12 protein-coding genes are annotated in these 12771 nt (G+C 55.4%); 6 read left to right on the top strand and 6 right to left on the bottom strand.

From position 1 onward, the window contains the following. Positions 1-68: 68 nt before the first annotated feature. Positions 69-707, top strand: a complete 639-nt coding sequence (locus tag EPE01S_RS05370; protein ID WP_062743567.1) for a TetR/AcrR family transcriptional regulator — start codon at positions 69-71, stop codon at positions 705-707. A 248-nt stretch (positions 708-955) separates the two neighbouring features. Here the strand turns inward: EPE01S_RS05370 and EPE01S_RS05360 are convergent, their stop codons facing one another. Continuing rightward, positions 956-1846, bottom strand: coding sequence for a LysR substrate-binding domain-containing protein (locus tag EPE01S_RS05360; protein WP_062743565.1), 891 nt, complete (start codon positions 1844-1846; stop codon positions 956-958). Positions 1847-1986: 140 nt separating this feature from the next. Here EPE01S_RS05360 and EPE01S_RS05355 point away from each other — a divergent pair, with 140 nt between their 5' ends. Continuing rightward, the gene (locus EPE01S_RS05355) at positions 1987-2832 is read left to right on the top strand and encodes an MBL fold metallo-hydrolase (protein WP_062743564.1); all 846 of its coding nucleotides are present in this window, start codon (positions 1987-1989) and stop codon (positions 2830-2832) included. Positions 2833-3002: 170 nt separating this feature from the next. Here EPE01S_RS05355 and ychF read toward each other — a convergent pair whose 3' ends face one another. Continuing rightward, entirely contained in the window at positions 3003-4094 is a 1092-nt protein-coding gene (gene ychF / locus EPE01S_RS05350; protein ID WP_062743563.1) for a redox-regulated ATPase YchF, read from the bottom strand. A gap of 354 nt (positions 4095-4448) precedes the next feature. Between ychF and EPE01S_RS05345 the strand changes: the two genes are divergently transcribed. Both EPE01S_RS05345 and EPE01S_RS05340 read left to right on the top strand, forming a co-directional pair. Further along, positions 4449-5930 (top strand): SulP family inorganic anion transporter, encoded by a 1482-nt coding sequence (locus EPE01S_RS05345; protein ID WP_062743562.1) that lies wholly within the window; start codon positions 4449-4451, stop codon positions 5928-5930. Positions 5931-6067: 137 nt separating this feature from the next. Continuing rightward, positions 6068-6739: an EAL domain-containing protein gene (locus tag EPE01S_RS05340; protein WP_062743561.1), complete on the top strand. Its 672-nt coding sequence runs from the start codon at positions 6068-6070 to the stop codon at positions 6737-6739. Positions 6740-6783: 44 nt separating this feature from the next. Here the strand turns inward: EPE01S_RS05340 and pth are convergent, their stop codons facing one another. Next, positions 6784-7371, bottom strand: a complete 588-nt coding sequence (gene pth / locus EPE01S_RS05335) for an aminoacyl-tRNA hydrolase (RefSeq protein ID WP_062743560.1) — start codon at positions 7369-7371, stop codon at positions 6784-6786. Positions 7372-7642: 271 nt separating this feature from the next. Here pth and ychH point away from each other — a divergent pair, with 271 nt between their 5' ends. Next, positions 7643-7927, top strand: coding sequence for a stress-induced protein YchH (gene ychH / locus EPE01S_RS22760; RefSeq protein ID WP_072277410.1), 285 nt, complete (start codon positions 7643-7645; stop codon positions 7925-7927). On the opposite strand, the gene EPE01S_RS05330 is transcribed toward ychH, so the two are convergent. Together EPE01S_RS05330 and EPE01S_RS05325 are read right to left on the bottom strand one after the other, a co-directional pair. Then, positions 7830-9146, bottom strand: coding sequence for a GGDEF domain-containing protein (locus EPE01S_RS05330; protein ID WP_072277409.1), 1317 nt, complete (start codon positions 9144-9146; stop codon positions 7830-7832). The genes ychH and EPE01S_RS05330 overlap by 98 nt on opposite strands. Before the next feature lie 89 nt (positions 9147-9235). Beyond that, a complete protein-coding gene (locus EPE01S_RS05325; protein WP_062743559.1) occupies positions 9236-10702 on the bottom strand; it encodes an MFS transporter in 1467 nt (488 codons plus the stop codon). A gap of 110 nt (positions 10703-10812) precedes the next feature. Between EPE01S_RS05325 and EPE01S_RS05320 the strand changes: the two genes are divergently transcribed. Further along, entirely contained in the window at positions 10813-11703 is an 891-nt protein-coding gene (locus EPE01S_RS05320) for a LysR family transcriptional regulator (RefSeq protein WP_062743656.1), read from the top strand. A gap of 93 nt (positions 11704-11796) precedes the next feature. On the opposite strand, the gene prs is transcribed toward EPE01S_RS05320, so the two are convergent. Next, positions 11797-12744 (bottom strand): ribose-phosphate diphosphokinase, encoded by a 948-nt coding sequence (gene prs / locus EPE01S_RS05315; protein ID WP_085939527.1) that lies wholly within the window; start codon positions 12742-12744, stop codon positions 11797-11799. Positions 12745-12771 lie beyond the last annotated feature (27 nt).

Below are 12771 nucleotides of genomic sequence, written 5' to 3'. Positions count from 1 at the left end.
ATTCAGTGCTGGTGTTGTTAATTGTAGATTGTTCGATCTACAATTGATTTTCACCACAGGAGAATCTGATGAAAACACCGGTTGGCAGACCCAGGGAATTTGATCCTGAAGACTTTCTCAATACTGCGCTGGAATGCTTCTGGCTGAAAGGATATCGGGGGACGTCAATGTCCGATCTTATGAACGCATCGGGCCTGGCCAGTGCCAGCATTTATAAACTCTATCCGGATAAACGCGCTATCTATCTTGCCGCATTGCAGCACTATATGGATGAGGGTGCCTCCAGAGGCGTGACGCGTGATGCTCATTTATCACCCGAGGCTGCACTGCGTGAAATGCTTGGGTTTGTGGCTCTGTTATCTTCTGCTCCGGATGGAGAGAAGGGCTGTTTTACCATCGCCGCAGCCAGTGAACTTTTACCGGGTGATGAAGAGATCAGATACAAGGTTTCCTGTAAATTTAACAGCATAATTAATCAGTTAGAAAAAATACTCAGCAAAGGTCAGACACAGAAAATCTTTCGTCAGGACGAAAATGCCAGAGTCATGGCAATGAGCATTTTTATGATGCTGGAAGGGATGCGTGTATACGGAAAAATTCAGCCTGATATTAACGACCTCAGAAGGTGTAACGAGTTTATTGTCAGATCAGTGCTTTCGAACGCCTCTGTTAATGACACGGATCTTTCGATTAAGGCATCAACATGATTGAAGTGGGCACAATTGTCCGGCGGCGAAAAAGAAGAAAAACCATGGTTGTGCTCGAAAGTGAGGGCGACCTGGCCTTGTGCGGGTGGGTCGATAAAGGCCGGTTTTTCAAAAGACGCTTTCCGACCTCTGAGTTAACGATATGCATGCCTTATTCAAACTTCTGGCCCCTGACCTGAAGGCGTCGTGATGATATCCGACGCGGGATGATACTGACTGCTGTCCCTCTTACAACGCTATCCACCCGGTCATCTCATAAGTAATGATTCTGCCTGCAACCAGCGTTCAAAATCATGCAGGGCCGATTCATTGATCCCCGTTTCAACCGTCTTTACCAGACAAAATCGCTTGCTCAGATGTTCTGATGGCGGCCAGGGCGCAACGAGGGTCCCGCGCTTCAGCTCCTGTTCAACGTATATGCGAGGAACCATCGCCACCCCCTGTCCCGCTAAGGCGGCAGCGATAGCCATGTCATGCAGATCATACCGGACACCCTGCGCCGGATTATCAATAGCAATGCCGCTTTGCCCGGCATAACGGGGCCACGCTTCCGGATTCTGCCGCCGGTGAATGCGGGGCAGTGCATTTAACTGACTGAAAATATTGCTGTCTGTTAACAGCTCGGGGCGGCACACCGGCACCAGTTTTTCTTCAAACAGAACGTGCATGCGCATGCCTGCCCAGGCGGGATGCTCAAAATGTATCGCTGCGTCAAAGCCACTCCCGGTGAGAATGAAGGGATCGGTTCTTGCCGCGATATTCAGCATGATGTCCGGGTATAACGCGTGAAAGCCAGTGAGGCGGGGGATAAGCCAGCGGCTGCAAAACGTCGGCAGAACGGCAATTTCCAGCATTCTGCTGCCTTCGGGCATTCCCATTACGTACTGGGTATCCCGTTCGAGTCGTTCAAGGATCTGCCGCACGTGATGGGCATAGCGAGCCCCCACGGGATTCAGCTTTACCCGGGCGCCCGTCCGGTCAAACAGCCTGCAACCGAGCAGAGACTCCAGGCGGGCAATCTGTCGGCTGATGGCACCTTCCGTCAGGGATAACTCTTCTGCGGCGCGGGCAAAATGACCGTGCCTGGCTGCGGCCTCAAAGGCTTTCAGTGACGCTGTGCTGGGGATTTTACTGCGCATAGATAAATGCCCTGTTAATCGGCGTGACGAGCCGTCAGTGACATAATGTCACTATTTATTGAAATAATATCGATTTATCACCGTAAGCAGCGTCTGTAGGGTGAGTAAAAGTCACTAAGCATCATTATCCCGAGGTCACTATGAGCATTCCGTGTTTACCCACCCGCCAGATTGGGGATTTTTTGGTGTCAGCCCTGAGCGATGGCACCATGTCAGCCAGCCTGGACTTACTGTCAGGCATTGAGACAGCAGAAGCGGCGGCGATTCAGGACAATGCGCAGATCGCTGAACCCGGCAATATCCATATCAACGGGTATCTTATTCAGGGCAGGGGGCGCACCATTCTGGTCGATGCGGGTGCAGGAGGCCTCAATAACATCGGCGGGCAGCTTAGAGAGAGTCTGGCTGCTGCGGCCATCAGCCCGGATGATGTGGATACCGTATTACTGACGCATGCTCATCCTGACCATATTGGTGGCCTGTTGGATGCTGAAGGTCAGCCGGTATTTCAGCAGGCAGACCTTTATCTTCATCCTCTTGAGGCGGCATACTGGCAGGATGATGAACAACGAAAAAGGGCGAATGAGCGCGGACAGCGCAATTTTACTCTCGTCCGCCGGACAGTAGACGCGTATGCCCGTAAGCTGCAACTGACTGGCAAAGGCGAGGTGACTGAGGGCATTCTCCCGGTATGGTTGCCGGGTCATACGCCCGGGCATACGGGATTTCGCATCGATTCAAAGGGTAAATGCCTGTTGATCTGGGGTGATATTGTCCATTATCCCCATATTCAGACAGCCCGTCCTGAGGTTTCAATTGTCTTTGACTGTGACCCCGTTCAGGCCAGAGAAACGCGGGAAAAAATCCTGGCACAAGCGGTAAGAGAAAATCTCCTCATCGCAGGAATGCACTTAGGTCGTTCGGGATTTGCCCGGGTGCGTCAGGCGGGTGAGGGGTACCGCATTGTCTGGTCGGAAAAGGAATAAGGATCCGCGTCTGACACTGGCAAGGGGAGAGAGGAGTCGCCGGGGCCATAACCCGTCATTCGCTGCGGCTGTGCGACATAAAATGAAAAACCCACGCCGTGGCGTGGGTTTGATTGTCGCAGTCTGCCTTGAAGAGGGGGTTTTCTCGCCCCATCAGTCAGAAGAACGGGTCAGACGTTAAACAGGAAGTTCATCACGTCGCCATCTTTGACCACGTAGTCTTTCCCTTCTGAACGCATTTTACCGGCCTCTTTCGCACCCTGTTCACCCTTGTAGGTGATGAAGTCATCAAAGGCGATGGTCTGAGCACGGATAAAGCCTTTTTCGAAGTCGGTGTGGATTTTACCGGCGGCCTGCGGGGCGGTAGCGCCGACCGGGATCGTCCATGCACGGACTTCTTTCACGCCTGCGGTGAAGTAAGTCTGCAGGTTCAGCAGGGCGTAACCGGCGCGGATCACGCGGTTCAGACCCGGCTCTTCAATGCCCAGTTCCGCCATAAACTCTTCGCGGTCGCCATCTTCCAGCTCGGCAATATCAGACTCCACCGCTGCGCAGACCGGCACCACCACTGAGCCCTCTTTCTCGGCAATCGCACGCACGATGTCCAGGTACGGGTTATTTTCAAAACCGTCCTCGTTCACGTTAGCGATATACATGGTAGGTTTCAGGGTCAGGAAGCTCAGGTAGCGGATGGCGGCTTTATCATCATCGCTCAGATCCAGCGCACGCAGCATCCCGGCTTTTTCCAGGTGCGGCAGACACTTCTCCAGGGCAACCTGTTCCGCTTTCGCATCTTTGTCGCCGCCTTTGGCTTTCTTCTGCACGCGCTGCAGGGCACGTTCACAGGTGTCCAGGTCAGACAGCGCCAGTTCGGTATTGATGGTGTCAATATCATCAGCCGGGTCGACTTTATTATTCACATGGATAATATTATCGTTCTCGAAGCAGCGCACCACGTGGCCAATGGCTTCGGTTTCACGGATGTTGGTCAGGAACTGGTTACCCAGGCCTTCGCCTTTAGACGCGCCTTTCACCAGGCCGGCGATATCGACGAATTCCATGGTGGTGGGCAGAATGCGCTGCGGTTTGACAATCTCCGCCAGCTGATCGAGACGGGAGTCAGGCATGGGCACCACGCCAGTATTTGGCTCAATGGTACAGAACGGGAAGTTAGCTGCTTCGATGCCCGCTTTGGTTAACGCATTGAACAGGGTGGATTTCCCGACGTTTGGCAGGCCCACAATACCGCATTTGAATCCCATGTTTGAATCACCTTAATTTCTTGATAATCAACGCACTATTACGTGCCCTGATAGTGTCACAGACGGTTGTCTAAAAAGTTTCCGCGCATTATACACGTAATTTTAGCCTGGCGGCGGTTGATTTCCGGAAGGGGGGTGAAGTTATTCCTTGAGATCGTGCTCACATTTTCCCATACTGACGTGTCTTTACAGAAACCGGAGAACCCTGCAGATGCATCGCTTCCTGCTTACGCCACCTTAAGTCCTTCCCTCCAGCGCAACGCCTGTTGCCGCCACTCGTCACTCTGACGAGCCAGCTGTGCCCGTACTCTGTGGCGCAGAAAGTCGATCACATGAAAAAATTATGGAATGACCATGTTTAACCTGAGCAACTTCAGGGCGAGTCACGTTAAAAATGACGTGCTGGCCGGTGCCGTGGTGTCTGTCGCGCTGATCCCGGAAGCGACCGCCTTCTCTCTGCTGGCCGGGCTGTCGCCGACCATCGGTTTACATACCGCCTTTATCCTCGGGCTGGTGACGGCCTTCTTCGGCGGTAAACCCGGCATGATTTCCGGGGCGGCCGGGTCGATCATCGTGGTGCTGATCAGTCTGATAACCCAGCATGGCTATGAGTACGTGCTGCTGGCGACCATTCTTGCCGGACTGATCCAGCTGTCCATCGGCGTACTGCGCCTCGGTAAGTTTATCCGTCTGGTGCCACAACCGGCGATCTACGGTTTTGTTAACGGCCTGGCGATAGTCATCATGCTGGCGCAGTTCCCGATGATTAAGGGGCAGGGGCCGGTAATGTATGCGCTGGTGGCTCTGGCGATGCTGATAGTCTGGTGGTTCCCTAAGCTGACAAAAGCCATTCCGGGGTCGCTGGCCGCGTTAATTGCCGTCAGTGCGCTGGCAATTGGCCTGGGGCTGGACACCAAGCGCGTGGGTGACCTGGCCGATATCGCCGGGACGCTGCCGCAGTTCCACCTGCCCACGGCCCCCCTGACGTGGGAAACCCTGAAGATTGTGCTGCCTTACGCGGTGGTGATCGCGCTGGTGGGGCTGATTGAATCGCTGCTGACCCTCGCGGTACTCGATGAAATGGGCAGTAAAAAAGGCTCAGGAAACCAGGAGTGTGTGGCGCAGGGTATCGGCAACACGATTTGCGGATTCTTCGGCAGCTTTGCAGGGTGTGCGATGATCGGTCAGTCCATTATCAATTTCACCTCGGGAGGACGCGGGCGTATCTCTAATCTGGTCGGCGCGCTGCTGCTGATCCTGTTTGTGATCAGCCTGTCGGACTACATCGCACTGCTGCCGGTGGCTGCGCTGGCCGGGATCATGTTTGTGGTGTGCATTAATACCTTTGAGTGGAGCTCCCTGCGCCGCCTGAAGCGTATGCCAAAAGCCGATGCGGTGATCATGGTGGCGGTGACGCTGGTGACCATCTTTACCGATCTGGCGATGGCGGTGATCTGCGGGGTGATTATCTCGGCGCTGGTGTTCGCATGGCAACATGCCCGCATTACCATTCTGGCGCAGTCAGAGCAGGAAGGGCAGAAGACTTATCAGCTGGAAGGGCCGCTGTTCTTTGGTTCCACCGCCAGTTTCCAGGAACTGTTCCACCCGGAGCTGGACCCGGATAGCGTGGTGATTGATTTTGCCCGCACCCGGGTGATGGATTCCAGCGGCGTCGAAGCCATCGATAAGCTGACGTTGCGCTATCTCGAAGCGGGTAAAACCCTGCGTCTGCGCCACCTGAGTGAAGATTGTATCAGCCTGTTACAGCAGGCCGGACCGTTCTGCAGCCACGAACTTGACGACCCTGATTATAAAGTTGCCAGCAACGATGCCTGAACCATAAAGCAACGGCCGGGCCTGCCGATAACATAAAAATCGTCGTTTTACGACGGCGAAGGCAGAGTTAACTTCTATAGTTTATCTGTACGGCGATTTTATTCACTGGCAGGATGCCCGTTAACTGGCCCGGCAGCATGAAAAACGATTTCCTTTGTATTCCAGTCCATACGCTCAGTGGCGAGCTAATCGCCATTGACCTTAGCTATCGGCCCCAGCCGGGTGCCCATAGCGGGCCACCGGTAACGTCACTGACTCCCCAGGATCGGCTGCTGAATCAGCTGCTGATCGTCGAAGAGCAGGGTGATTATTTTCGCCAGCAGGGTCTGATGTGCAGTGTCGCCATTGATTTTCAGCTGGCGCGCGCGGTATCAGAGTCATCGTTTATTCAGCAGATCCTCAGCCAGCTTCCTTTTGTGCGGCTGAAGTTGTCGGAAGACTTTCCTAATCTGCACGATGGAATGAATAATCCTTTGCTGCGTACCCTGATTGAACAGTTAAATATTTTGTGGCTGGACGATCTGGGGGCGGGGGATGCGAATCTGAACGCGCTGCAGTCCAATATGTTCGAAGCCGTGAAGCTCGATCGCCAGTTCTATCTGGAAAACGTCAATAAGCCGTTCTTCACCGTGCTGATCAATCATATCCGGGAATACACTAACCGGGTCATTGTCGGTGGCGTTGCGGGGGACAGTCAGCTGGCGTTGCTGCGTAAAAGCAAAGTCTGGGGAGTTGAGGGCTATTTCAGCCCCTCACTGACGCTGGCGGGTCTGGAACACCAGGACCACCGCCGCTGTGAAAACCGCTAACCGCGGGCAGAGCCCGCAGCGACAACAGGCCTGGCCGGATACCGTCAGACCGCTTTAAAACTGTGCAGGCGGTTCATCGCCTTCAGGCGATCTTCTTTCAGCCACACTTCGGTACAGCGTGCCGCTTCGTCAATCGCGTTATCAATCAGCGTCTGTTCTGCTGCCTGGGGTTTCCCCAGCACAAAACCCACCACTTTATTTCGGTCGCCAGGATGGCCAATGCCAATGCGCAGGCGATGGAAATCCAGGCTGTTACCCAGCTTACTGATAATATCTTTTAGCCCGTTATGGCCGCCATGCCCGCCGCCCTGCTTGAATTTTGCCACGCCAGGGTTAAGGTCCAGTTCGTCATGAGCCACGAGGATCTCCTCGGGCGCAATGCGATAAAAGGTCGCCATCGCCGCCACGGCTTTACCGCTCAGGTTCATAAAGGTGGTCGGTACCAGAAGGCGCACATCCTCACCGCCAATGTTTAAGCGTGCGGTATAGCCGTAAAATTTGCTCTCTTCTTTTAATGACTGATGATGACGTTCAGCCAGCAGGTCAACATACCAGGCACCGGCGTTATGGCGTGTAGCGGCGTATTCAGCGCCGGGGTTGGCAAGGCCAACGATCAGTTTGATGCTGCTCACGAGTGGGTTTCCTGAAGCGTGCGGGGTGAAAACGGCTAGTTTACTGAAGCGGCAGCGATAACTCAAAGATCTGCCACCGTTGTGATGAAAATCACAATAATACAGCCACGTGATAATACGTTTTGTATATAAAAACAGCCGGTTAGACGTAAAGTTTTGTCAAAGTTTTAGCTATAAATGTGATCATCCACTCATCAGAGATACTGAAGATTGCCTAGACTATCTGCATCTGGCAACGGAGTTGCCTTTCAATACTGACTGGAGGTGCGCAATGAAACGTAAACATTCACACATGATGGGTAATGCCCTGATGGTATTAGGTCTGGTGGTGATGATAGGTGGAGTAGGCTACTCGGTACTGAATCAGATGCCACAGCTCAACTTGCCGCAGTTTATGGTCCATGGTGCCATCTTTAGCATCTTTATTGGCGCGCTGCTGTGGCTGGTCGGGGCCAGAATCAGCGGCCGGGAAAAAATTGCCGATCGTTATTACTGGGTGCGTCACTGCGGAGACAAGCGTTGTCGTCAGGGTTCCGGTCATCAGCCTCATCGCTGATATTTCCTGTGCCTGACGCCGGCAAACCGGGGTCAGGCCTGCCTTCCTGTCCCACCCGTGCCCGCTTTTCCAGCCCGGAAAATGCGTTGTCAAAGATCTTAACCTGATTTCTTCCTGCCGCCTTCGCCTGATACAACGCTTCATCGGCTGCGGCCATCAGATGCTCAATATCGTCACACCCGGGTTCACAGCCCGCGATCCCAATGCTGACGCTGTAACTGACGTTCTCCGGGCAGGAATGCTCGACCCCCTGTCGGATACGCTCCGCCACCTGCAGGCTCTCTTCCTCAGAACACATCACGACGGCGGCAAACTCTTCACCGCCAAGGCGGGCAAAATAACTGCCCGGCGGCAGCTGTCCGGCCACCTGACGGCAGAAGTCCTTCAGTACCCGATCGCCCTGTGAATGGCCGAACCGGTCATTGATGGTTTTAAAATGGTCAAGGTCAAACAGCATCACCGACAACAGCTGCTGGCTGCAGTGCCAGCTGCCAGCCAGTTGACTGGTTTTTTCGAACAGGGCCCGCCGGTTCCATACCCCGGTCAGCGGATCAAGCAGTGAGGCCTGGCGATAGATAATCTGCGTGCGCTCATTGACCATCGCCATCATCGTAAAGCTCAGTCCAATGACCACCAGGATGGACTCCAGAATCACATAAACCGAAAAGGTTGAGCCCCCAATCGCGCCGTGCAGTGGATTGGGGATGCCGCCGTCGAGCAGCCCCCGCGTCACGTTAAAGCTCAGGTGGATAGCCAGCAGCAGTTGTGCGGGCCACCAGGTTACCGGCAGCAGCAGGCGCGCACGCTGCAGCTCATAAATCATCGCAGAGGTGAATAGTATGCACAGCAGGGAGCTCAGCAGAATGCGTGACGACAGGGAATAATAGAAGCCGGGCAGCAGGCACAGCCCGGCCCATGTCGCCAGGCTCAGGATCCACAACCAGCTGAAGCGGGCTCCCCGCAGCGCCCGGAATGCATTCAGCTGGAGTCCATACGCGCAAAGGATCAGCAGATTTCCCACCACAATGGGGAGAAACATCATGCCGGAGCTGCGCAGGCTGCTCAGAGCGACCGCCACAATACTCAACAGCAGTGAGAAACAATTAAACCCCAGAACCCGGTTGTACTGTGCGCCACGCCAGGCAAACACCATGATAATACTGAGGAAAGCCAGTACATAGAGTTCGCAAATAAACAGCGTATAAACATCAAGACGCATTTTAGGATTATTCCTGGGTGAGCAATGACAGCAAAATATCACTAATAAATACTCACCAACAGGGGGGGCTGAAGCGTTCCAGTAAAAAATCAATCATTTCCGGAAAATGCCTGGCGGGCAGGTAACAGGCAGCGCCAGATAGCGACAGTGCATATCAGGGTGAGGGCCATCAGCATCCACAGCAACTGCTGAAAAGCCTGCTCGGCCAGCGGCAGCAGGGGCGCGCTGGTAAGATGGTAACTGGCCAGCAGGCGAACATTGTCCGGCGATCCGCCGCTGGCAGCCAACTGATGCAGGAGCAACTGACTGAAGAGCATACTGACGCTGGCCAGCGCCACCCCTTCACCTGCCACGCGTACCGTACTGAAAATGCCGGTTGCCATCCCGGCGCGCTCTGGCGGGACCACGCTGACCGAAAGGTTATCCATAAGTCCCCAGGGCAAACCGCTGCCGATGCCGGTCATCAGCATGGCCAGTAGCGTCAGCAGCAACGAACTTTGCGGGGTGACCAGAGAAAGCAGGCCAATGCCCGCAGCGGCCAGTACCAGCCCCGCACAGCAGAGAGTACGGGGCGAAACCCGCCGGGACAGCGTGACGGCAAGGGACGGCATGACCAGCATCGGCAGGGAGAGAGGCAGCATCAGCAGGCCTGTTGTCAGGGCGTCAAATCCGTAATATCCCATAAAGCGCAGCGGCAGCAGCACCAGCAGGACAACAAAACAGTAGCAGGTGGCTACCGGCAGCAGCTGAACCCCGACAAAGCGTCCGTAGCGAAACAGCGTGAGGTCGAGCATCGGCCTGGCGCTGCGCCGTTCAAAATGAATAAACAGCAGGCCTGCCGCCAGGGAAGCGAGCAATAAACCGGGTGCCAGATAATCGCTACTGCCATCAGCCAGCTGAAGCATTCCCCACGTGAACAGCGTCAGCATGGCGCTGAAGGTGACGATACCGGGCCAGTCAAGCGCGTGCGCATGAGGATTCCGTGACTCAGGCAGGGCACGTATGCCAGTGACAAGGGCCAGCACGCCAAACAGCGCGCAGCAGAGAAAGACGCTGCGCCAGCCTGCCAGTGCCATCAGCCCACCGGCAATCACCGGCCCGGCCGCCAGACCGATGCCGAAGCTGGTGCCCAGCAGGCTGAAGGCCCGCGCCCTTTCACTCCCGTCAAACGCACTGGCCAGCGCCGCGCCACCCCCGGCCAGTGCCGCGGCGGCGGCGGCCCCCTGCAGCGCTCTCACCCCATCCAGCCAGACAACGGAGGGCACCCAGCCTGTGATTAGCGACAGCAGCGTAAATAAGCTGACTCCGCTGATAAACAGGCGCTTACGGCCGTAGCGATCGGCCAGGGTTCCTGCCGCCATCAGCAGGCTGCCGAAACTGAGCAGAAAGGCATTGGTGATCCAACTGAGAACCAGAGGCGATGCCCCCGGCTGCAGGGCGATGGCCGGCGTGGCAATGACGCCGGCGGAAAAGCTCAGGGGCAGCATCATCGCGGCGCTGCATACGGCCAGCAGACTCAGGCGGCCACGTGGTGACGACAGTGTCAGGATACTCATCGGTCATACTCCGCTTTATTCAGACAGAGAAGCAGGATAGATTGGCGTTATCCGTCGATAAACAGGCCAGATGGCCACAGATAAAGGACAAAAAGTATCGAATGAGTAGCGTGGAGAGTCTGAGCGGTCTTAATGCGTTTGTGAAAGCCGCGCAGCTGGGCAGTTTTGTGGCGGCTGCTGAACGGCTCGGCGTGTCGGCGTCGGCAATTGGTAAGAGTATCGCCCGACTGGAGGGCAGTCTCGGCGTCAGCCTGTTTAATCGCAGCACGCGCAGTCTGAGCCTGACCGAGGAAGGGCAGATGTTCTATGAGCGCAGCCAGCGCATCGTCGCGGAACTGGAGGAAGCGGAACAGGAGCTGTCGACGTTGATGGCCGTACCCCGTGGCCGCCTGCGTCTGAGTTTCCCGGCGATTGGTTATCACCTGTTGCTGCCTCTTTTGCCCGGTTTTACCCGGCAGTATCCCGAAATTGTACTGGATCTCGATTTTAACGACCGTCTGGTCGATGTGATCGGAGAGGGCTACGACGCGGTGCTGCGCAGCGGGGACTTTGCTGATTCCCGGCTAAAGGCACGCAGGATGGGCGGCTTTCGTTTTCGTGTCGTCGGGTCTGACCGCTATTTCCGTGATTATGGCATCCCGCGTGTTCCCGCCGACCTCGCACAACACACCTGTCTGCTTTATCGTTTTGCCGGCAATGGTCAGATCCAGCCGTGGCAGTTTGACGGGGGGGAAGGGCATGTGCAAACGCCCGTCGGACCGCTGGTTTTCAATAACCTGGAAGCGCAAATTTCTGCTGCCCGTCGCGGTCTGGGGCTGATTTATGTGCCGGACTTTGCCGTGGCGGACGCGCTGCGATGCGGTGAATTGTGCAGCGTGCTGGAGGATCACATTGGTGCGGGCGGGCAGTTTTCGCTGCTGTGGCCAGGAAACCGGCACCTGTTACCTAAGCTGCGGGTACTGATTGATTACCTGGCAGAGCATATCGCTTTAAGCAAATAAAAAAAGGGGACAGGTGTGACCTGTCCCTTTTTAGGCGGGTTGACCTTACGTGCCGACCGAAACTAAAGGTCAACCCGCCAGGTCAGGCCGGGATTAGTGCTCAAACATCGCAGAAATCGATTCTTCGTTGCTGATACGACGGATCGCTTCAGCCAGCATGCCTGACAGGGTCAGGGTACGCACGTTTGGCAGGGCTTTAATCTCTTCCGGCAGCGGGATGGTATCGCAGACCACGACTTCATCAATCACCGAGTTGCGCAGGTTTTCAACCGCGTTGCCCGAGAAGATAGGGTGAGTCGCATAGGCAAATACGCGTTTCGCACCGCGCTCTTTCAGCGCTTCCGCTGCTTTGCACAGGGTACCACCGGTATCAATCATATCGTCTACCAGCACACAGTCACGGCCAGCAACATCACCGATGATATGCATCACCTGAGATACGTTGGCACGCGGACGGCGCTTATCGATAATCGCCATATCGGTGTCGTTCAGTAGTTTAGCGATAGCACGTGCACGTACCACGCCGCCGATGTCCGGGGAAACCACGATCGGGTTCACCAGGCCAATCTGCAGCATATCTTCGAGCAGGATCGGGCTACCAAATACGTTATCAACCGGGACGTCAAAGAAGCCCTGAATCTGTTCCGCGTGAAGATCCACAGTCAGAACACGGTCAACACCCACGCTGGAAAGGAAGTCAGCAACGACCTTAGCCGTAATGGGGACACGCGCAGAGCGCACGCGGCGGTCCTGACGTGCATAGCCAAAGTAAGGGATAACGGCAGTAATACGACCCGCAGAGGCACGGCGCAGGGCGTCAACCATCACAACCAGTTCCATCAGGTTGTCATTGGTGGGGGCACAGGTGGACTGGATGATGAAAATATCACCACCGCGTACATTTTCGTTAATTTGTACGCTCACTTCACCATCGCTGAAACGACCGACGGCGGCGTCGCCCAGGCTGGTGTAAAGGCGGTTGGCAATACGTTGTGCTAGTTCGGGGGTGGCGTTACCAGCAAAAAGCTTCATATCAGGCACGAGAGGAACCTCAGGCTTTGCGTCCAG

Origin of the sequence: Erwinia persicina NBRC 102418 (assembly GCF_001571305.1) — a bacterium.
In the GTDB taxonomy this organism is placed as follows: Bacteria; Pseudomonadota; Gammaproteobacteria; order Enterobacterales; family Enterobacteriaceae; genus Erwinia; species Erwinia persicina.
This window is presented reverse-complemented; position numbering and strand designations above follow the sequence as displayed.